A 23793-nucleotide genomic window follows, 5' to 3' on the forward strand; every position below is an offset into this window, starting at 1 on the left:
TTTATTTTGTTATCATATATGTCAGTTGCACACCGTAGGTGAACATTTTCCTGTTGCCCACTACGTCATAAGGATCCTTTAGTGTGTCCAGGAAACCATGAGTGAGGTTTACCCCGCAACGCAGCCTTCCCCACTCCATGCCGGCATAAGCCTTTATGCCACAGTCAAAACGCCTGCACACATTATCCGAGAAAATGCGGCTTGTTCCAAAATTAGGGTCGTCCTCTAACTTGTTGTCTCCCCACAGTCCGACAGCTACATAAGGGCCTGCCTCCCAAACAAACTGGGTATTTCTGTCTTTGCACATCCTCATTCCGACCAGCAAAGGGATTTCAAGATAGTTGAGATTCCACATCCAATCATGGGTTTTGTCGTCCTCTTCAACATAATAGACAAGTTCCTTCCACCCTTTATGCACAAGCAGCAGCTCCGGAGAGAAGAAGAAATCATTGAACCCTTCGTTAATCAGAAGCTCGCCTTTCACACCGACATTATATCCGACATGGCTTCCGACATCCTTCGGGTCAGAGACAGTCAGACCGCCGGTAACGCCAAAATCGAAACTCTGGGCATAGGAACAAAGGCAAAGAAGCATTGTCACAACGAGAAAAATTATTCTTTTCATAATCATAAAAGTTTATAAACATTCATGAATATAACGCAGAAACTTTTCCGTTATTGTGGCAGGCTGCATATATAAATATGTATAGGAAACAACAAGACAGATGCAACAGTCACCACGGAGCCACACTTGCCACGAGGGCTATGGTGGGCGGCATGGCTGTCGCATCTGCCTTTTGTTCAGGGCAAACCCGAAGGATTACTCATATTCCTGCCAGCTCTTTATCTGCAGACCGTCAAGCTGCTTCTCGCAGAATGCCTCGATGAATGCAGACGCAAGGCGCGCATTGGTTATCAACGGTATGTTGTGGTCGATTGCGCCACGGCGAATCTTGTAACCGTTCGTAAGCTCGCGCTTGCTGTGGTTCTTAGGAATGTTCACGATAAGGTCAAACTTATGGTCGTGAATCATGTCCATGACATTGAGCACATGTGAATCCTCGTCAGGCCATCCCACTGCTGTGGCTTTCACACCGTTCTCACCAAGATACTTGGCTGTGCCTTCTGTAGCATAGACAGCATATCCAGCCTTGTCCAAAGCTTGTGCAGCGTCGAGGAGAGAAGCCTTCTCCTTTGCTCCGCCGCTTGACAGCATGATGCCCTTCTCCTTGGAAGGAATCTTGTAGCCTGTGGCAATCATCGAGTTGAGCAGTGCCTCCTCGTAGGAGTCGCCCATGCATCCCACCTCACCGGTAGAGGACATGTCCACACCGAGGATCGGGTCAGCATTCTGCAGACGTGCGAAAGAGAACTGTGAAGCCTTTACGCCCATGCGGTCAATATCGAACACTGACTTGTCAGGCTGCTTGTAAGGAGCGTCAAGCATGATGCGTGTCGCTGTCTCGATGAAGTTGCGCTTGAGCACCTTGGAGACAAACGGGAAGGAGCGTGAAGCACGGAGGTTGCACTCGATGACCTTCACATCGCGGCCTTTGGCAAGGAACTGGATGTTGAAAGGACCGGATATGTTCAGCTCTTTCGCTATGGCACGCGCTATCTTCTTGATGCGGCGCATTGTGGCAAAGGTAATCTGCTGGGCAGGGAACACCATTGTAGCGTCGCCGGAATGCACACCGGCATACTCGATATGCTCGGAGATGCCGTACTCGACAACCTCACCGTTCTGTGCCACACCGTCAAACTCTATCTCGTTGGTCTCAGTCATGAACTCTGAAATTACAACAGGATATTCCTTTGAAACCTCGGAAGCTGCGGCAAGGAAGCGCTTCAGCTCGTCATTGTCGTAGCAGACATTCATCGCCGCGCCTGACAGAACGTAGGACGGACGGACAAGAACAGGGAAACCTACCTCATCGATGAACGACTGCACATCCTCCATAGAGGTCAGCGCAGACCAACGTGGCTGGTCGATGCCGAGAGTGTCAAGCATTGCGGAGAACTTGCCTCGGTTCTCTGCACGGTCGATAGACACCGGACTTGTGCCAAGAATTGGCACGCTCTGACGATGGAGTTTCATCGCGAGGTTGTTAGGAATCTGACCGCCGACGGAGACAATCACACCGCGAGGGTTCTCAAGGTCGATAACATCAAGCACGCGCTCGAAGGAGAGTTCGTCAAAGTACAGACGGTCGCACATGTCATAATCCGTGGAGACAGTCTCCGGATTATAGTTGATCATGATACTCTTGTAGCCGAGTTTGCGCGCTGTGTTGATGGCGTTAACGGAACACCAGTCGAACTCAACGGAAGAGCCGATGCGGTAAGCGCCTGAGCCGAGGACGACAACAGACTTCTCATTGTTGTAGTAGTTGATGTCGTTGCCCTCTACGGCGTATGTCATGTAGAGATAGTTTGTCAGTTCCGGATGCTCGCTTGCGACAGTCTCGATACGCTTCACGGCAGGGAGAATGCCGAGTTTCTTACGATAAGCGCGGACTGCAAGGTTCTCCTTCTCCATGTTGCCTGTCTGTGGTTTCAGGACAAAGCGTGCTATCTGGAAGTCAGAGAAGCCCCACACCTTTGCCTGACGCATGACATCGGCAGGGATTTCCTCAAGCGTGTTGTAGCCTTCCAGCTTAGCCTTGTAGTCCACAATGTTCTTCATGCGCTCAAGGAACCATGGGTCAATCTTTGTCAGGTCATGGATGCGCTCTATGGTGTAACCTTCCTCCAGCGCCTGAGCGATTGCGAAGACACGGAGGTCGGTTGGGTTGGCAAGCTCCTCGTCGAGGTTGTCAAACTTGGTGTGGTCATTGCCCACGAAGCCGTGCATGCCCTGCCCGATCATGCGGAGACCCTTCTGAATCATCTCCTCGAACGAGCGTCCGATGGACATAATCTCACCGACGGACTTCATGGAAGAGCCGATCTTGCGGCTTACTCCTGCGAACTTGGTGAGGTCCCAGCGTGGAATCTTGCAAATCATGTAGTCCAGTTCAGGAGCCTTGTATGCGGAATGAGGAGTTCCCATCTCACCTATCTGGTCGAGAGTGTAGCCAAGCGCAATCTTCGCCGCCACGAAAGCGAGCGGATAGCCTGTCGCCTTGGACGCGAGGGCTGACGAGCGTGAGAGGCGGGCGTTAATCTCGATGATGCGGTAGTCGTTGGTCTCGGCATTGAAAGCATACTGTATGTTGCACTCGCCGACAATATTCAGGTGGCGCACGCACTTCACGGCGATGTCCTGAAGCATTTTCACTTGTTCCTCTGTCAGTGAGCAGGTAGGCGCAACGACGATAGACTCGCCGGTGTGTATGCCCAACGGGTCAAAGTTCTCCATCGAAGCGACAGTGAAACAGTGGTCGTTGGCATCACGGATGACCTCAAACTCAATCTCCTTCCAGCCTTTCAGCGACTCCTCGACAAGCACCTGAGGGGCGAAAGTGAATGCCGATTCGGCAATCTCCATGAATGTCTTCTCGTCCTGGCAGACACCTGAACCGAGACCGCCCAAAGCGTATGCCGAACGAATCATGATAGGATAGCCTATCCTGCGTGCCGTTGCCACAGCGTCCTCCATGGTCTCGCAAGCCTGGGAGACAGGCACCTTCATGTCTATCTTGTTCAACTCCTTGACAAAAAGGTCACGGTCCTCGGTGTTCATGATGGCCTCGACACTTGTGCCGAGCACTTCCACACCATACTCCTTGAGCGTTCCGTTCTTGTAAAGCTCCGTACCGCAGTTGAGTGCTGTCTGTCCGCCAAAGGCAAGGAAGATTCCGTCAGGACGTTCCTTCTTTATCACTTCTGTAACAAAAAAGGTATTAACAGGCAGGAAATAAACCTTGTCTGCAATACCTTCACTTGTCTGTATCGTAGCAACATTAGGATTGATAAGCACCGAACTGACGCCCTCTTCGCGGAGCGCCTTCAATGCCTGAGAGCCGGAATAGTCAAACTCTCCTGCCTGTCCGATTTTCAGAGCACCGGAACCGAGTACAAGTACCTTCTTGAGTTGTTTCTTCATACGTTTGGATTTATATATGTTTGAATATCTGAATATATGCAGTATCCTATGGCAATTATAGTAAAATCTATAAAATTTTTGCAAAGTTAATACATTTTTTTGAAACAACGCACACTTTTCTTCCTTTTCAGGAAAAAAGTTGTCCATTTGCACCTTTATCACGAAAAGTTATTGATTTATGTGTATTCCTGGAACATCCTGCAACACAACATCCATACTTATTTCCCTGTCTTCCTCTTGCCTGCATTTTCCACGGCATACGCAAAAAAGGACAAGAATTTTTCTCCAGAATTAGAAAACTCACTGCCTTTTTGCCTTATGAGAATCGCTTGAAAACAAATTCGGAAAGAAATCCTTGAAAAATCGCAGAATTTTGCCATTTTATTAAAACACTATCAATGAGATACTTACACAAAACCTCCCAAAATTCTGCCGTCATGCGCTACACAAAAGGTTACCTTTCGCACTGCAAAAGGTAGCCTTTGACACTGCGAAAGGTAACGAAAAACATGGCAATCCATAACCTTTTGCATCAAAAACTGTCTTTTTCCGCTCTCTTTCCGCTAACAAATGCCATAATCAAACGTAAAAAGACGCATTTCCCTATGCCGTTTTCCCATTATGATAAACAGAGCATTTGAAAACTTGGACATAATCATATAGCTTAAAAAGGACACCGCAGAATAAGTAGCATTACACAAATAGTTGCCTGAAAAACAACAGCAAAACATGTCCAAAACTCACAATTACTGTTAAAAAAGCAGGCTTACGCAAAACAATCTTACCAAAAGGTAACTTACTAAACAGTAAAATCAGTATCTTTGCATAAAAATTTCTTATATGAAAAACCCATTCCAATACGGCAAAGTTGCCGAGAAAGAGAATTTCATCGACAGGGACATTGACAGAATGTTCCTTAAGCAGACATTGTATTCTGGTACAAATGTGATACTTGTCTCGCCGCGCCGCTGGGGAAAATCCTCTGTTGTGAAGCAAGCAATGTCGGAACTCTGTAACGAACAGAAGGATGTCAGAGTGTGCTACATTGATGCTTTCCCAATAACCTCATCGGCGGAATTCTACAAGATTTTCGCTCAAAAGGTGCTGAACGCCACCTGTTCACAAGTCCAAAGTGCCATAAACTCCATTGGAAAGTTCCTGAAAAGCGTCTCTCCCAAAATATCATTCAGCCCTGAACCGATGAGCGAATTCTCCATATCCTTGGACATTAGCGGGAACGGGAATGATGAATCAGAAGTCCTCAACCTGCCGGAAATGATGGCAAAAGAACGTGGCATGCAGGTAATCGTGTGCATAGACGAGTTCCAGCAACTGGCACGGCTGAGCGACTACGCCCGCCTCGAAAGCATGATGCGCAGTGTATGGCAACATCAGCAACATGTCGCTTACTGCCTGTACGGCAGCCAACGCCACATGATGGAAGAAATATTCAATTCCACAGAAAAGCCCTTCTTCCGCTTCGGACAAGTCTACAACCTGAAGAAAATAGAGGGAAATGACTGGAAAAAGTATATCATAGACAGATTTTCCGCCACCGGGAAAAGCATAGACGAAGCATTGGCAGAAAAAATCGTTGACACTGTCGACCGCCACTCGTGGTATGTACAGCAGTTGTCAAGCGCCGTATGGAACTTCACGGGGCAGGAAACTGACACGGCAGCCTTCAAGAAGGCATTGGAATGGTGCGTGGATGTCAATTCCGACTCTTATCGCAAGACATGCGAGAACTTGCCGGAAACCCAACTCAATCTGCTGCGCGCCATAGCGGCTGATGAGACACAACTGTCGTCATCAGCCGTAGTGAAGCGGTACAGGCTCGGCTCTTCTGCCAGCGTGACAAAGAACAAACGGATTCTTTCCATGCAGGACATCATCGACATCCATGGCAGAAGAGCGGAATTCCAAGACCCGCTGTTCCGCATATGGTTCAAAGAGGTTTATTGCGGATAAGTAGCTGTTGGAAATTACAATAAAACATAATTGATTTGCGAAAATACTCATGCCTTATTGCCAACATTTCCATGCAAAGTTTGGCGGAACCACAGCCCTTACGGTAACCTCCGGCTTTAGCCGTGAGGACTGTAAAGAAACTCAAACGCTGTGTGGTGGAACCACACTCCTTTATGCCGAACACACAGCACGAACCTCAACAAGCCACTTTCATACGCTTGTGCGAAGATGAACCATAAAGGAGTGTGGCGCTGCCACACGTTATGTATGGACTATTCCCTACCCGCAGGGCTGAAGTCCGTGGTTACCGTAAAGACTGTGGCTCCGCCACACTTTGCACGACAGCAGTTACTGTAGAACATGGAATTATACAAAAACGCAATCATTGGGTAATTGGAAAACCATGAGCCATGCACTTGCATATTTTCGTAAATCTATTCTTTCTTACTATAATTTATACTAAAAAAAATATATAGTTACTTAGAGGATTACCTGAACAGTTTGGGGACAAACTCTGAGAGATATATCCTCCAGTTCTTCCAGATATGCCCGTCAGTGGATTCACGGTAGACATACTTGATGCCTTTGCCGTCAAGTAACTTGCGGTAGTCCACGTTTGCCTTATACAGGAAATCCTTGTCGCCGATGGCTATCCAATAGAGCTTCGGGGCTTTGGAGAACTGCCGGGCGAGTTTCTGCTCCATATTGTCATAAATCGGAGATGCCACACCTTTGTCCGGCATTATCACGGCTGAAAACAGTCCGACATAGTCAAACATGTCCGGATATTCCTTGGAGATATGCAGGGAGTGGAATCCTCCCATCGAAAGACCGGCAATGGCACGATGTGCCTTGTCTGCTTTCGTGCGGTAGTTGCTGTCTATGAATCGTACAATCTCAGGGAAAGAGGTCTCGAAAGAACCGTCCATGGTCTTTGGCAACTGTATCGTCGGAGGCGTGAAACCTGTAGTTCCTTCGCCCGGAGCTGCTTCAAGGGCAGCATTGCCATTGGTCATCACGACAATCATCGGCTCTGCCTTGCCCTGAGCAATAAGGTTGTCAAGGATTTGCGCAGCACGCCCAAGTTCTGTCCAAGCGTTCTCATCGCCGCCCATGCCGTGGAGCAGATAGAAGACGGGATATGCCCTCTTCCCTTCATTGTATCCTGCCGGAGTGTAGACTGTAAGGCGGCGGTCCATACCAAGGGAAGGGCTATTGTACCACACCTTACTTACTGTGCCGTGCGGAACTTTATTGACTTTGTACAAATCGGCATAACCGCCATCGACAAGGAAGATGTTTGTCAAAGTGCCTGTGTCACGGATTACGAAAACATTCATAGGGTCTGTGGTCTTCAACCCGTCAACGATGAACGAATAACTGTACAGTTCGGGAGACAAAACAGAGGTCGTGAATGTCCACATTCCTTTGTCGTCCTTGGTCAACAGTGCACTTCCCGGGGCTTCAAACTCACCGTAAGGTGTCTTGACTTTCTCCACCGTAAGGAAATCTCCCGTCACCTTGACCTCCTTGGCATCGGGAGCAACGAATCGGAAAGTCACCGTCTTGTCGGCATTTACTTCCGGAGACTTGAATTGGGGAACACACCAAATGGCCTGCTGCGCCATCACACAAACACTGCAAACGGACATCGCCATCGCAAGAACAATCTTTCTCATATCACTGGTTGGTTTTAGTCATCAAGTGCAAATTTACATATTATTCCTGAAAAACAACAACTTCTGCGGAAAAAGTTTTATCTCCCATTGAAATCTTCAGAGGGGGAAAATTTGCTTTTTCAATTTCTTATTACTACCTTTGCAAAAGAAAAAACAAATCAAAACACAACAATATGAAACTAAAATCATTTGCCCTCATTACCCTCCTCGCCCTGCAATCCGCAGGACTTGGCAGCCTTGCCACAGCACAGACATGCAAGGACGATTTCAAACGCGATGCCTATCTCGCCGGTTCCAACTACGTGGCTTACCCGGGACCGAAAGGTTCGCTGACACCTGCGCCTAAAGGCTATGAGCCAGTCTACCTCAGCCACTACGGCAGGCATGGCAGCCGCTACCATATCGGCACTGTCTATACACACGTCTACAGTCTCCTTCAGCATGCCGACTCTGCCAACGTGCTGACAGCCAAAGGCAAAACACTCCTGCAACAGGTGAAGATGCTCAAGGACGAGGCTGCCGGACGTGACGGCGAACTGACACAGCTCGGCGCATTGCAGCACAGACAGATTGCAGAGCGCATGTACCGTAATTTCCCCGAAATATTTGGCAAGAAGACACACATAGACGCAAAATCAACCATCGTCATACGCTGTATACTCTCCATGGAGAATGCACTGCTGCAACTGAAAGGCATGAACCCGCAGCTCGAAATCACACATGACGCGTCACATCATGACATGTACTACATGAACCAAAACGCTGACGATGTCTACAAATACAAGAAAGCTGCCATGGACTCCGTAGGCACAGCGTTCGAAAAGAGCCACACTCATCCTGAACGTCTAATGAAGGAACTGTTCTCCTCAGAGACGTACTGGAGAGATTCCATTAAGGCTAACTCACTGATGCACAACATCTACAAACTCGCCATGAACGTGCAAAGCTCCGAAATACGCCACAAACTGAACATGACCGGCTACTTCACACAACAGGAACTTTACGACCTCTGGCAGACAAAGAACGCTTTCTGGTACCTCACCTACGGTCCGTCAAGCTACAGCCGAGGCCTCCAGCCTTACTCACAGCGCAACCTCCTCACCAAAATCATCAGCGAAGCGGACTCCTGCCTCATGCTTGACAACTGCGGAGCGACACTGCGTTATGGTCACGACACAATGGTCATGCCGCTCACCTGTCTCCTCGAACTGGACAACACCAACCGTGACATCCTCGACCTCAACACCCTTGCAGAGCAGGAATGGTGCGACTACCGTATCTTCCCCATGGCATGCAACATCCAATTCGTATTCTACCGCAGCAAAGGAGCCAAAGCCGGCACCGGCGGAAAGGACAGCCGTGGCAAGGACATCCTCGTCAAAGTCCTCCGCAACGAGAACGAGGCGCGCCTGCCTATCCCTACCAACACATGGCCCTACTACCGCTGGAATGACGTAAAAGCCTATTACACAAAGAAACTCAACGACTTCAAGAAAGTGAAATATTAACCCAAACCGAACATTCCACTTGGGATTAAAACCATTAATGGCGGCTGACAAGTTGATTGCCAGCCGCCATTAATGTATACAAAAATCAGCAGAAGTAACTGTTGCGCATTAACTTGCGCTAATATAAGATACCACATGAAGCCGTATACAACAGTTACTCCTGTTCACTTATCTTACCACCTTCCTGCCATTCACGATTCTTATGCCACGATAATCATTGCCGACACGCTGTCCGGAGAGATTATACACGGCATCTTCTGCCTTCGAAGAGGATGGTGCGCAAGGAAATTCCATGATACCTGTGTTAACATTTTCCTTTACCAACACCTCGTCAAGGAAGAAGCGGCGACGATTTACAGCGAACTTTATCTTACATTTCACAGGATAGCTTGGAGCGGAAACAGTTGTCTTCATCGTATTCCACTTATTCTTCTCCATTGTGAACTCTGTATCCGACAAAGTAACATTTCCGCTAACCACACTAAGCGTTATCTTGCTTCCCGCAAGAGTTATATAACCTGTATTGAATGTCAACTCGGCTTCTTCTGTTATTGTAAATGCAGGAGTTATTGCCGTCCCCTCTTCTGTCCCTGAGTTCGTGCCTATAACAGCACATTTATTTGCACCATTGCTGACAGAGCAAATCCACCCTCTATTATCTGGCTGGAAAGTGCTGAGTTCTGATGCCGTCGGATTCCAATCACCGTCGTTGCCACCAATACCGGCACACTTGTCAAATGTTTCCTTAAAGAATACTCCTTCCGGAAGAGGAAGTGGAGGTTCTTCCTCTTCAGTAGCTCTGAACCTAAACGACACTGTGCCATCTGCATTCCTTGTAATATTGGTAATCGGCTTGTTCATGAACTTAGAGCCGTCCACATTTGCATGATATAATGTAGCTGCAGGCATAGATACACTGGTAAGTTCGTTGTTGTTCTTATACGGATACAAATCGCCGGCAATAGCGTTGGCAGAATTTGCAGCAGTACTGTTATCGGCAAGGAATGGTGTGTAACGCTGATGGTCGTTGCCACTCCCCACTGTAGTGTTCACAGCATTTCTCGCCCAAATATTCTGGTCAAAGTCTATATATGTTATAAGTAATCCGGAACCATATTGTGCATCATCCCAGCCGGTATTACTGCGGTTTTCAAGAATATAATACTCATTTTCATAAGCATCATTCCTTACAATATAGTAGTCACCACCTTCACTTATGCCTTTCAGGTTTTTTACCTCAGTATCTTCTGTAAGCACTATTGGCTCTTTCCAGCCACAGAAATTACGTTCATAGCCACTATAAGCACAAGGGCGATTGCCAACACCATTGCCATTATAGCTTCCTTGGTCCATCACATCCCAATTGCCCATGCCATAATTACCGGTATACGCTGTGTCATAAAGGTCGGGAAGTCCGAGACAATGGCTGAACTCATGGCAAATAGTGCCTATTCCCATAACCCGTTCGCTTACTATCTGACCTTTATCAAACAATGGTACAAGTTCGTTGGCACAAGCATAGTCATTAATAACTTTTCCTCCCATATAAAAAGCCTTGTCATATAATGACCAGCGGTGTGGCCATATCGTATTCTCATCACCGCCACTTGCTTCGCCATAGCCGGCATAAATGACAAACACTTGGTCAACATATCCGTCGCCAAACCAATCGTAGTCGGCAAACGATTTTATCTGAGAAGCTGCGCCACGTACCGCCTCCACAACCATTTCACGAGGTCGGATATCACTACTGCCATCAGAATGTGCTCCATAGTAAGCCATGTTGTGGCTGAGTTGTATCGGACCTATAACATCGAATGTGAGGTCAAACTGTCCCTCACTCTGATCCATGTAGTAGTCATGGACAGAACCTTGATGACCATCAGGATGAGTGAAATTTTCAGCATTGGCAAGTGCCGTATAATAGGCAGCATCATGACCGTCAGCAAATTTCTTGTCAGTAAATTCGGCAAGTATTATAAGTCCTTTCTTCTTGCCTATAAATGCCAGGTGGTTGCCACCGATACCTACTTTTTCAGGCGAGCGCAATGGAGCCATGGCACGACTTTTGCTTGCTTGTCTCTGTAATGTAGCCATATCCGCAAGAACATAGCTGTTTTTCTCGGCTGACTTTACATATCTTACTCCGTTTTCCGCCTGCCAGAAGCTCAGATGCTCATCGCCATGCAGTTCTACGCGAACCTCCTTGCCATCGGCAAGTTTTACAGTCTTCCATATTCCGCGCTTTGCAGGCACAGCCCACATCATTGCTGATAGCGCGAGTGCAGACATTGTTAGAATTATCTTCCTCATCAGGTTATCATTCTTTTTTGTCAACAATATAATCCCAAATATTCAAAAGGCAAAATAGTCGAGGCCCATAAGAGCCCCGACTACCGTTAATTGTTCTCTATAATATGAGAATTATTATTTGTTCGTAATGAACTTCTTGCCATTCTTGATAATGATACCCTTAGCATTTGCAGCATTAACCTGCTGTCCCATTACATTGTAAGCCTTGCCGTTTGCATCAGCTGTTGTTGTAACAATAGCATCAACACCGGTACCAATGCCTGCTTCCTTGATGTCCTTCATTACACTCTCGTCAAGAACAATGTAGCTGTCCACACCACCCTTTTCAGCTGTGATGTAAAATATATTATCTGGGTCTGGTTGATTCTCAAAGGTCGTAAATGCCGTTCCTACAGGTATTGTAATCTTATTGTCAACCAACTTATTCAGCAAGTTGTTTGCGATAAGAAGTGGCAAATAATATGAAGGCTCTCTTCCCATAGCTTCAAACATGCCACTGTAGTTTTGAACAAAAGCTGCACCCCAGTCTCTGTCGCCTAAACCTGTCTTCTGTTCTGGTATGACAACATTCTCAACGTTTGCACAGTTGAATTCAAGATATGAGTTTGGAAGTTCTTCTCCAAAAAGTTCGTTCCATGGTCCAACCAAGCGATAACGACCTTTGACAGCAGCGTCCTTCTCAACATTTACAGTAGAAGGTGCTGTAGCTGTAGCTCCAAAAACGCCTGCAAACATGCTACCATCCAAGAACTGTGCTGTACCAATAACACTCCATTCTGCAGGTACTTGTTTGGTTAGATTCATTACATCAGAGAGGAAAAACCAACCCTCATAATTCGGATTGTCTAACCATGACTCCAAAGTAGCAGCCAAAGAAACATAACCGTTTTCATTCTCAGAAACCTGAGCAAAACCATTGTTTGCATATTCCAAAATGAAATCAGCAGAAGATGGAACAGGGTTCTTACCTTCTTTATCCCACTGTCCAATACATAAATAAACATCTTCTTCATAATGTGTATTTGTGAACAGTTTTTGGGATGGAATTGTCAACACACCACTTTCTGCATCATAAATTCCTTCTACTTTCCTTCCAGGATAAAGACCATCCAAGGAAACAAAGCCGTCTGTCTCATCTACAATCTCAATTGTCACTTTTGAATTGTGGTCTCCGGCATCATTATTCAGGTAGCTATAATAAGTATAGTCATAAACGCCGACTATATCAGCCAAAGCTGCAGGTGCCTTTGCCTGAGCCGCCATACTTGCACCTTCAACTTTTTTGAGAGAGACACCATTAACACTGACAGACTTTGTGAAAGTGTTTAAAACGGTCTTCTGTGATACTGTCTGTTGAACCTTGGCGTCAGTTGCCTTTGTTACAGGAGTACCTGCAATTGCAAAAATGCTGATACTCATGCATAATGCAATAATTGTGTACAATTTTCTCATTGTAAAAAAAATAAATTGTTTATAAATAAATGAACTGTAATTGCTTATCTAAGCAAGCGTCTCTATAAAACCGCAGCCCGTAAAATATGACTATATCGTTATGTCAATATCGGTCAGCCTCCTACGGGCTGCGGAATATAAAGAACGCTTGTGCTAATGTGCAACTTTGCTTGCAAGCTGCGTATTACTCTTTTACTTCCACGAGCTTGATATCTTTCAATGCCATGAGTGTGCCAAGGTCACCATTCTTATTGATTGATGATGTCTTGAACTTCTCAAGGTACATGTACTCTAAAGCGGAGTCACGGTATGTTCCACTAAGACTTGCAGTGAACTTTCCTGATTCCAAGTCATACTTGAATACGAAATCACCCTTTGGCGCAGATGACAGAATACTGTACACCAAAGTCTTATCCGCAGTTGTAAACATAGCGTTTATGCGTGTGCCATTATATGTGCCCATATAGTTTCCGTTCTTTATGGACAGTGTGTATGCACTCTCAGAGAATGTTCCCGTAGCTTTCAACCCCAAGCCTGGCAGAGAAAGGCTCTTAGCGTCAATCTCACACACCATAGGCTCAATGTCCTTGCCTGTTGTTGCATCAACTGCAGTGAGCATATACTTGCCGAACACGTCTGTTGCGTCAAACTGGCTTACACTGACTTTATCCTCTATGTTGCCTGCTGCAAAAACCACCCAGCCGGAACGAGCAGAGCCGGTAGTGTTGTCCTCAATGTCCAAATTAATACCGTCTTCCACAACAGTAGCTTTAACCCACTCCGGAGCACTGACAACACGCAGATTGCCGGTTGTCTCCACAGGGATAGTTGCTGTAGATGCTACATTTGAAAGGCTGATGTCTTTTGCATTATCAGCAGTGAAGATTATGCCATACTGTGATACAGAAACTATTACAGAATCCGTCTCCGTTGACTTGATGACAAGATTTGCGCAACGAGACTCTCTACCAATGTTCTCCTGAGCAATGAAGCTGACTTCACTGCCATTAGCAGAAACTGAGAGCCAATCCTGTTCTGAGTACGCCTTCATCACAGCCTTGTCCACAACCACCTTGCCTTCACCTCCTGCTGCCCCTATTGAAGTCTGCGTCGAGATGACCTTTACGGTGGCATCATTAATTATATAATCATTGCCTTCGTCATTGCTACAAGCCGTAAAGGCTGCAGCAATGAGCATGAGAGCGAATATTTTCAAACTTTTCATTGTATATATGTTTTAGTGTAGTTTCGTTTGCCTACATTATATTTATTCTTCTACTCTGTCTTCAGGATTGAAAGGGTAGGTTACAAAATCCTTTGACATGTAGAAATATGTAGAGTTGTTATATTTCAGCATAAGTTTGCGTGGCTTGCGCTTTGACTCTGTTGAAGGCACAGACAATGTCCATGTGCGTCCACTGAACTTGTTGGATATAAGATTCATAATCTCCTGCTGAATTTGTTGTCCGTTCCAGTAATCGGCGGAACCGGCAAGAGAACCATCCATAGTAAGCGTTATACGGTTATCGCCAAGCACTTCATACTCCATGCCCAAGGCACATGCAGTAAAGCCTGTCTCGTTTGTTCCGAAATTCATGAGAGCTCCCCACATGTCTTCTGAAACTTCACCGATAGCGAAATATCCAACCTTTTCTCCTTTCAAGTTCATTGCAGCATTCTTGAACGAATTAAAGTATGTCATCGCTCCAGAGCCTGCACCATCTTGTGTCAGGAACCACCGTGAAGCAAGAAACCATTCCACACTTGTTATGGATTGCTCGGCAATGTTTCCACCCAACTCCTCTGACTGCATAACCAATGTGATTGGGTTATAGCTGATGCTATTAACCGGCACACCGTCAATAGTGTAAGCTTCCGGGAATACAATGCCTGACGGAGTTGGACAGTATGCTGTGCCCACGCCATCGCTTTCGATGCCAAGCCTGTGATTGTCATAGTCCACAAGCAATACAGAACCTTGCGGAGTAGTGTATTTACGTCCGATACTGTCATTAACCAACTGACACTGCTCCAGATAGTTCTTCCAATTCACATCATCTGCAACACGAGTCATCACCATGTGGTTACCCCATTTCTTACCTTTAAGGTATATTGTATCATCGGTCATTTTCTGCACAACGAACTCATAATCACCCTGAGCACCATCTATAGCAGAACTTGAAGGGTTACTCATCTCATGGATTACCTCGTTATAAGAATCTATAGAGAGAACAGGACCTTGGTCTTTCTTCACATCCCATGTGGAGCTGGCCACTTTGCCGGCATCAGTGTAGTCAGCAGAAGCGTCACAATACATGTCACTGAAACGCAAGAATACATTATAGCCGCCACCGGAATAGTTCTGCCCTGTGTAGTATTGCAGATGCCACCCGTTAGGAGAAGACTTCAGCTGCTTTTTAACCTCCTCCACAGTCTGCTGGATGCGCTCTGCTGCCGGCACATCAAAAATCTCATTATCGTCATGCAAACATGACTGCAGTGAGAGAGCCGCAAGAGCGAAAACCAACAAATTGAATATCTTTTTCATATCACTTATTTTATAAAAATGAAATTCCTATTTTTTAATTCTATATTACGGCATCTTTAATCAAGATGTTCAAGATCCAGCTTGTCAATCTCTTTGGCACGACGCTGAACTACAGTACGCAACTCATCAATATTGATGTTGTAAGCAGACTGCATGTAGTTGCGGATGAAGTCTATCTTTTCCTGTATCTTCAGCCATCCCTTAGAGTTTGCACCACCTGCACATTTCTTTATGTATTCGAATTTCTCATCGGTATACACAATATAGTCAGACATGGTCTCTGCGAAATCCTCTGCAGCCTCCTGCATTGCATAGTTGCGTACAAAACCCAAAGAATAAGCGCCTTGAACCAAGTTGCCGTCAGAATCATAAGAGTCTTCATTCCTCATCTGATACCAGTTTCCACTGACATAATCACCCTGGGAAATAGCCTCAAAAGCACGGTCATATGCAACCTTTTGGTTCAAAATGTGCTGGAACTCATGATGAAGCGTGGAAAGATACCAGCTGTTGAGTGTTTCTATGTCACGGAAAGTTTCATCTTCAAGGTTGTTGACGTTACACAAAGCAATTTTTATTGAGCCTGTAGCATAACCAAGAATTACAGTTCCCTGACTTTGATACATACCTGAACCTACCATCATAATCATACGTGGTGCATAGGTCTTGAGAAATTCGTGGCCTGCAACCTCATCGTAAGCGTCAAACCACATGTATTTGACAAGTTTTGCCAACTTAGCAGCCTTCACCTGATCTGCAGGCACTACTGTGTAGTTGTTATCAGTTTCAATGTCGTTCAGTCGGTAAGTAACCTGCACATTGTACGGATATGTGAAATTGCGTAGCAGCCACTCGTCAAACTCATTTGTCGGTTGCTTGTCCGTAGGGAATATGCTTACATCAGACGGTTCGTCTGAAGAACAGGAGGCAAGACCGAGTACAAACATGGCAGCAGCCAGTATGTTAAATATATTCTTGTTCATTTTTCTATTCTTTGATTAAATAATATTGAACGATCATCTTGGATTAGCAGCCATACCCGAAGTTATGACATCAGCCGGCAGCTGTATTGCCAAACGTGGGTCGCGCGCATCCATTTCGTCCTTAATCTGAAGGATGTTCTGTGCACCGTCAAGAGAGCGACGCTGAATCTTTATGCCATAGCGCTTTACATACTGCAAACGCTCACCTTCGTGCATTGTAAGGATTCGTGTAAGATGCATAATACACTGCAACAGTGGCTCCTGCACTTCCATGTCTGTGACCATGCTGGTGTTGAAAGCTTTTTTCACAGTAGGTTTCTCCGGAGTGTGATATTTGACTGACTTGTAGAACTTTACAACATCATCCAATGTCAGATACTTATTACCGGAAACCCAGAAAGCAGCCAACTCAGCATTAAGGTCTTCCATCGCAGCATCGTAATTGCCCATGAGCGCATAAGCTTCTGCACGCTCCATCAGCAGACGGTCTGTGCTGAACTCTACGAACACAGAGTGGGCGTAGCCTGTCTGAGCCTGTACATCGGTGAACTCAAATGCATAAGGAATGTTACGCAAGAAATGTCCTGCCAAAGAGTTATTGATGAACACATTGATTCCGAGTGATTTGTCACTTGTTCCCCAAACACCGTTGCTCTCCAACGTTTCCTTTTCAGAGATAAACTGACCGTGGCGGTATTTCTGTCCAAGAGAATAAGGACCACTCAATATACCCCATATTGAACCCACAGGAAGGAGTAAAATATTGCAGCTTTTCTGTGCATCGACATAATCGTTTGGCTGTATCTGCTCGTTTGCAGAAAGTCCTTTGAACGTAGCCCAATCACGCAATTTTGATGTAGGATTGCTGCCAAGCACCTTTGTAGCATACTCCACAGCTTTGTCATATTTGCGGTAGTTAAGGTAGAAGCGGCATGCAAAAGCATATGCTGCGTTCTGTGTGAAGTGGAACTTAGGTGAAGAATATTCGTTACCACACAAAGAGAGACCGCGCTGCAAGTCTGCATCAATCTTCTCATACAGTTCTGCAAGTGTACCGCGCTCATATTTCTCACCAATAGTCTTCTCCGGTTTCAGCGGATAAGGGAGTCCGAGGTCTGTGGCAGCGTGTTCCGGGTCATAAGCCTGACAGAAAACCTCAGACATCTTGAACATCGCATAGGAGCGGCAAAGCAGAGCCTCACCCAATTGTGAAGAGTACTCTTTCTGAGCTGCGGCATCAAGCCCATCCATGTATTCCAGAGCTTGGTTGGCAGAAGCTATCGCTGAATAATATGAGTTCCAAAGATGCTGAGGAGTCTCATTGCCCACCTGTGTAATATCAGACCAATTCCATGCCTCCTCCTGATAACGGTCGTAGGCTGTCCAGCCCGGTTTAACATATTCGTCTGTATTGTCTGAGAATGTTTCCAGAAGATATGCCGGGAATGCTGTTGAATAGGCGCTGATGAGCAACTTTGCGACATCATCTTTGCTGTCAAGTTCCATACGGTTGTCTGGCAGTTCATCAAGGAAACCATTACATGATGAAACAACGGAAGTCAATGCCAATGCCACCAGACAATTCTTTATATTTACTTTTACCATTGTATTTGTTTTTAGAATCCTGCTTTTATTGTGAGTGTGAACTGTTTTGCCATTGGAGCCGATACACCACCTGAGCGGAAGAACTCAGGATCCTGGCCGTTCAGTTTCTTATCCGCATAAATGAGGAAGAGGTTTGTGCCCTGCAGCTTCAGCGAAAGGTTGTTAAGAACAGTGCCGCTGAACCAAGTCTTCGGGAAATCATATGACAATGAGATTTCCTTCATACGGATAAAGTCACCTTTGGCAACACGCTCAGTAGAGTAGTTATAAGCATTGTAGCCATAGCGTATCTGTGAATTCTCACTGTACATACGATAGCTGACGATTGTCGGTACTGTGGTACGATTCTCGTCACCGGGAACCATCCAACGATTCTTGAATTCCTTGGTCATTGAACTGAGGTCATTGTAACGTGCGGAGAATACCGGGTCAAGACGAACAACATTGCCAAAAGAATAAGTGATGAAGACATTCAACTTAAAGCCCTTGTAAGTAAAGATGTTGCCGAAAGAGCCTGTGACTGTAGGGTCTGTAGAGCCCTCATATTTCAGATATTCTGTATTGTCACGCTCTTGGAAATTGATGTCATCGGTAGTTATCTCACCTTTCTCATTAATGAATGTTGGCAGACCTTGCTCATCCAGCCCCATGAATGGAATTGAGAAGAGAGAGCGTACAGGATATCCAACCTTGGCGAAACCAGAACCTGTGATATAGCCTATCACGCTGTTCTGTGACATCAGGTCTGTAACCTCATTCTTTGTATGTGAGAATATAAGGTTCGTCTGCCAAGTGAAATCTTTGTTTCGGATGTTTGTTGTAGAGAGCGTAAACTCCTCACCATGGGATTTCATGGATGCTGTATTGCCATAACGGATAATCTGTCCTCCGATACCTTGTGTGGCGATGGCGCCGATAAGGTCATAGTTGTTACGTGAATATATATCTACAGCCAAATTAATACGGTTGTTCAGGAAACCTGCATCGAAACCAAAATTGAACTCATGCTTCTTCTCGTAAGTGAGGTCAGCGTTTTCAAGTTCAGCAAGAGCTATGCCGGACTCGCGGTCGGAAGATGTGAGACGCCAAGGGTTGTATGCCTTAAGTATGGCAGTAGAGTTTGTATAGTCTGTAGGTCCACGGTCGGCAGTCAGAGAGTATGAGGCCTTAAGAGTAAGGTGAGAGAGCACAGACTTGAACACATCGTGAAACCAAGGCTCTTCATGAGCATTCCAAGAACCGGAAATATTCCATGTAGGCAGCCAGCGAGCCTTGTTTGAGCGTCCAAGCTGGTTTGAACCCTCATAGCGCAATGTGCCATTCAGGTTGTAACGTCCCTTATAAGAATAGGTAAGGTTGCCGAAGAAGGCTGCACTACGGTAACGAGAATGCGAAAGTGTGTAGTAGTCAGTATTCTCCTCAGATGCTTTCTTGAAAAATTCATACACATAGAACGGTATCTCACCAGAATCGAACTGCATACCGACGCCATTAAACCATGAGCGGCTTCGCTCTATTGAAGAGATCTCAGTACCGGCGAAGAAATTCACAATATGTGTATTAGCAAAAGTATGGTTATAATTTGCAGTCGCACGGAAATCATAAGAAAGCATGCTGTTATCAGTACGCTGATACAGACCACCCTGCGGAAGTACAGTGATAGGCAGTGCATATGGATCATCAGGGTCTGTATAGAGCAAATTGTTGTCGTCACGCACATTCAATGTCTGCATGGCACGGTAAGCCAGTGCTTGGTTTGAAGAGTCAAGCACATTGTGTTCTTGAGATGTTGTAGCATACTTGATGGCACCAAGGGCAGAAAGTTCCAAATCTTTGATAGGCTTCCACTTCAACTCTGCCTGGAACTTTGTGTCAACAACGTTAAGGTCTATATAGTTTGTCTCAAGTTCGTGCATAATGTTGAATGGAGCATAATTGCTCTGGTAATACTCATTTGGAGAAAGCGCACGTGATGAATTCAAGGCGTAAGAATATGGGTTGATGTCAAAATCACGTTTCACATTACCGGACACAACATCCACATCCTGGCTGATGGTTCCCGGAGCCTTCTGCTTACGATAACTGCCGCTACCTATAATATTGATGCTCAAATCATCCATAATGTGATGTGTGACATTAAGGTTGGCAGTGTAGCGGTTAAGCTCGGAATCTTTATACCATCCCGGGTCTACCATTGCAGAAATTGAAGCGTAATAGTTGCTCTTCTTTGTTCCGCCACTGAGGCTCACAGAGTGATTTTGAGAAATTGCAGAAGAGAACAACTGCTTAAACCAGTTGGTATTCCTCATCTCTGCATTGCGAAGATAGGCATTCTTTGCCTCTGTCGTATTCAGCAAGCCATAAGAGCCTGTTGCCGGGTCATAGGTGTTGATAAGCTCATACATCTTTCCATAGACACCATAATCCGAGCTGTTGATAGTGTTTGAAATATTGAGCCATCCCTTGTCAGCAAGTTCTTGGTATATACCCATCTGATCCTGAGAGTTCAGAATATTAAACTCATTGTAAGTTGGTATCAAACGAGTTGTGAACTCACCTGTATAACTAACATTGGCAGAACCTGCCTTACCCTTCTTAGTTGTGACAACAATCACACCGGCCATGGCGCGCGCACCATAGATGGAAGTAGCAGAACCGTCCTTCAAAATCTGGAAAGACTCAATATCGTCAGAGTTCAAGCCTGCTACCGCACTGGAAATCAAAGTCTCTGCATCACCTGACGAAAGGTCATCCGCTGATATATCAGTAACATCCTCAAGTACCACACCGTCAACAACCCACAACGGTTTAGAAGAACCGTAAATAGAAGTCGCACCACGGACACGGATTTTTGGCGCAGTACCAAATGTACCGGAAACGTTCTGCACACTCACACCGGCAGAATGTCCTTCCAAAGAACGACTGATATCCGCAACACCGCCAAGCATAGCATCCTCAGCCTTCACTTTGTCAGCAGCACCGGTAAACATTCTTCGGTCCATCTTCTGCATACCGGTAACAACAACCTCATCAATAGTCGTATTGTCCGGCTTCATCAGCACTTTCATATTCGACTTTGCGGCAAGAGTGACTGGCTGCATACCAATATAACTGAATGTCAACTTTTTGTTGGCCGGGACTTCAATGGTGAAATTACCATTAATGTCTGTTATGACACCTTTCTTGGTACCCGTAATCATGACTGAGGCTCCAATAATAGGCTCATCAGTGCCGTCTTCAACGACGACACCTGTAATCCTCGTCTGTGCCAAGGCTGCTCCTACACAGAGCAACATGCCGGCAAGAATTAGAGTAAGTTTTCTTTTCATAAAATTATTTTAGTTAAACAAAATCGCTCCCCACAGAAATAACTGATGTTTACTCCTTGAGACGGGACACCTTAATTTTATATTTATATATTTCATTTAGTGCAAACACGGCATGTCAGGCTCACAAACACCACCCATAATGGCATCCTGAAACACAAAAATCTGCAAAAATGCGTTTTTTGCTTTCTTTATGAGCACACGAATGCACTTTTTCTCATGCAAAGTTAACGATTTTTTTACAAAACAATGTCAACTTTGCATAATAAATGTACAACAGGAGCTCTTTTTAATATATATCAAGAAACAAAACCTTTTATTGTCATTTCATTAGAAAAAATCTGCAAAAAGTAACAACATGTTATTTTCCATGCCCCTACTCCCCTGCCATTGTAACAACAAGCAGCATTTGTAGAAATTTATCATGCGGAAGTGTGAAAGATTCATTAACAGTGGCAGCATGCGCAATCATTTCCGCTCTCTTTTATAGCTTCTGCAAAGTTACAAAAAACTTCGCTTCCTTAATCACAAACCTACAACCTATTAGCACAAAACGAATAAAAAAAACAAAAGGCCGGAAGGATTGGACAATATCCGGAATCCATTCCTGCCTCTTGTTTCTATAAAGCTGCTTATTAAAAGCAACCTGTCATTGTGCCACTAAACTCTAGAGACTTATTTCATTGTTGCCCCTGTAGCATCAGCATTCTTGAAAGCTTCGTTGTACTCTGTCTCGGCAAGAGGTACCTCCCAAGTCCACTTGTTGCCGGAGTCGGCTGCTACAGTTATAGCAACAGCAGCATGAGCATTGCCACCCTGTGCAAAACTATGACGCACTACAGGAATGTTCCAACGCTTGTAGTCACTCCAGGCAAAGCCTTCGCCCCAAAGCTCAACCTCACGATAATCCTTTATCTCGTTGAAGAGGTCTTCACCGGTCAGAGTGCAAGTGTAGCCCGGAGTACGGTTGGTTGCAGTGTTCAGCTCAACAAGTGAAGCCTGTGCAGCCGGAATGTCTCCGAGGAAATAGTTTGCCTCTGCCTCGATAAGATACATCTCACTTGAACGGATAAACGGCAAATAACTTACACCAGGCAAGTCAAGCACCCAGAACTTCAATTGTCCATCAATATGGTAGATTTCTGACTCGTAAACAGGTGGCAGACCACTTATCTGTCGTGAATTCACGAATTCATAAGCTGCCATGTAAGCATCCTTATCAGCGATGCCCAACAAATCGGATGTCAATCCAATATATCCATAAGTGCCATCCAGCGTACCAGGCTTGGTGATGTCTATGCCAAGCTTGTCCTCTGTGATAAAGTTCTGCTTGCGCACATCATCATTAGGAATGCGAGAAATAAGCTCATGGCCTATGCTTCCCGCACCACACTGTGTTGCTGCGGCATAATATCCGTTACATGCATCCTGAGTGCCATAGCTCCAATACCAAGTATTCTCTGTGGCATCGCCAAAACTGCCCATAATCCACTCGCTTGTAGGACGGCAGAAGCCTGCCATATAGTCCTCATTGCTCATAAGAGGATACCCCTGACGAGCAGCCTTAGCCTCGGCAAGTGCTGTGGCATAGTCCTGGCGGTTGAGTGCTGCACGTGCATAAACGGCATGAGCCACATTCACGTTTGGAATCCAAACCTTGCCACTTGGACGGTCAACACCACTCTCGTTAAACAAAGCGATGGCATCTTGGCAGTCCTTGTAAATCTGAGCATAAGTTTCTGCAAGCGTAGCAACATTGTGGTCACCGGTCGTCTCGTCAAGGCGAAGCACTATACCACGTGAAGCGCCATTGTTGCTGTCCTGCCAGCGGTAGCAATAGTAACGTACAAGTTTCTCGAAGCTGTAAGCACGGAAAGTGAGTGCAGCAGCCTTTATAAACTGACGGTCAGCTTCTGAACCTTCTGCGTTGTCAATACCTGCGATGATAGTATTGGCCTGTCCTACCAGCTGATAATAATAGTACCATGCATACGAGTCATATACGCTGTTCGTATTCATGTGAAACTCCTGATTATGCAGCGGTGACCATCCTGCAGCATACACATTATAGTTCCAGTTCTGGCTCGGCATGCTCTCATAAAGACGGTATATGGCATTCTCACCACAGAAGCCTTGACCGAAATAAGACTGCTGTGTTGTCATACACTTGGCGATACCGTTGAGTGACTTCATAGCCTCATCAGTGTTCTGAAGTGCACCGGAAGCATTCAATGAACCGGTAGGGTCTGTATCAAGATAGTCGCTCGAACATGAGCCAAGCGTCAATGCTCCGACAACCATGCCCAATGCAAAAACTTTATTCATATATTTGTTCATATCTATTCTTTTTAAATTAAAGA

13 protein-coding genes are annotated in these 23793 nt (G+C 45.6%); 2 read left to right on the plus strand and 11 right to left on the minus strand.

Features of this window, described 5'->3' with window-relative positions:
* Position 1: 1 nt before the first annotated feature.
* The gene (locus HPS57_RS09755; protein WP_172182618.1) at positions 2–625 is read right to left on the minus strand and encodes a porin family protein; all 624 of its coding nucleotides are present in this window, start codon (positions 623–625) and stop codon (positions 2–4) included.
* A 195-nt stretch (positions 626–820) separates the two neighbouring features.
* Positions 821–4048, minus strand: coding sequence for a carbamoyl-phosphate synthase (glutamine-hydrolyzing) large subunit (gene carB / locus HPS57_RS09760; RefSeq protein ID WP_172182619.1), 3228 nt, complete (start codon positions 4046–4048; stop codon positions 821–823).
* A gap of 840 nt (positions 4049–4888) precedes the next feature.
* Here carB and HPS57_RS09765 point away from each other — a divergent pair.
* Complete coding sequence (locus tag HPS57_RS09765; protein ID WP_172182620.1) at positions 4889–6019, plus strand: AAA family ATPase; 1131 nt, start codon at positions 4889–4891, stop codon at positions 6017–6019.
* Between the two features lie 488 nt (positions 6020–6507).
* Here the strand turns inward: HPS57_RS09765 and HPS57_RS09770 are convergent, their stop codons facing one another.
* A complete protein-coding gene (locus HPS57_RS09770; protein ID WP_172182621.1) occupies positions 6508–7698 on the minus strand; it encodes an esterase in 1191 nt (396 codons plus the stop codon).
* A 173-nt stretch (positions 7699–7871) separates the two neighbouring features.
* Between HPS57_RS09770 and HPS57_RS09775 the strand changes: the two genes are divergently transcribed.
* Positions 7872–9206: a histidine-type phosphatase gene (locus tag HPS57_RS09775; protein ID WP_253946525.1), complete on the plus strand. Its 1335-nt coding sequence runs from the start codon at positions 7872–7874 to the stop codon at positions 9204–9206.
* A gap of 168 nt (positions 9207–9374) precedes the next feature.
* On the opposite strand, the gene HPS57_RS09780 is transcribed toward HPS57_RS09775, so the two are convergent.
* The 8 genes from HPS57_RS09780 to HPS57_RS09815 form a co-directional block, all read right to left on the minus strand.
* The gene (locus HPS57_RS09780) at positions 9375–11519 is read right to left on the minus strand and encodes a M6 family metalloprotease domain-containing protein (protein WP_172182622.1); all 2145 of its coding nucleotides are present in this window, start codon (positions 11517–11519) and stop codon (positions 9375–9377) included.
* 114 nt (positions 11520–11633) lie between these two features.
* Complete coding sequence (locus HPS57_RS09785; protein ID WP_172182623.1) at positions 11634–12971, minus strand: hypothetical protein; 1338 nt, start codon at positions 12969–12971, stop codon at positions 11634–11636.
* Positions 12972–13155: 184 nt separating this feature from the next.
* Complete coding sequence (locus HPS57_RS09790; RefSeq protein WP_172182624.1) at positions 13156–14196, minus strand: BACON domain-containing protein; 1041 nt, start codon at positions 14194–14196, stop codon at positions 13156–13158.
* 42 nt (positions 14197–14238) lie between these two features.
* Positions 14239–15519 carry a DUF4302 domain-containing protein gene (locus tag HPS57_RS09795; protein WP_172182625.1) on the minus strand — a complete coding sequence of 427 codons (1281 nt, stop codon included), beginning with the start codon at positions 15517–15519 and terminating at the stop codon, positions 14239–14241.
* A gap of 56 nt (positions 15520–15575) precedes the next feature.
* Entirely contained in the window at positions 15576–16502 is a 927-nt protein-coding gene (locus HPS57_RS09800) for a zinc-binding metallopeptidase (RefSeq protein ID WP_172182626.1), read from the minus strand.
* Positions 16503–16535: 33 nt separating this feature from the next.
* Positions 16536–18107, minus strand: coding sequence for a RagB/SusD family nutrient uptake outer membrane protein (locus tag HPS57_RS09805; RefSeq protein WP_172182627.1), 1572 nt, complete (start codon positions 18105–18107; stop codon positions 16536–16538).
* Positions 18108–18118: 11 nt separating this feature from the next.
* A complete protein-coding gene (locus tag HPS57_RS09810) occupies positions 18119–21436 on the minus strand; it encodes a SusC/RagA family TonB-linked outer membrane protein (protein ID WP_172182629.1) in 3318 nt (1105 codons plus the stop codon).
* Positions 21437–22108: 672 nt separating this feature from the next.
* Entirely contained in the window at positions 22109–23770 is a 1662-nt protein-coding gene (locus HPS57_RS09815) for a RagB/SusD family nutrient uptake outer membrane protein (RefSeq protein WP_172182631.1), read from the minus strand.
* Positions 23771–23793: the final 23 nt, after the last annotated feature.

This window comes from Palleniella intestinalis (assembly GCF_013166595.1).
Classification (GTDB): domain Bacteria; phylum Bacteroidota; class Bacteroidia; order Bacteroidales; family Bacteroidaceae; genus Prevotella; species Prevotella intestinalis.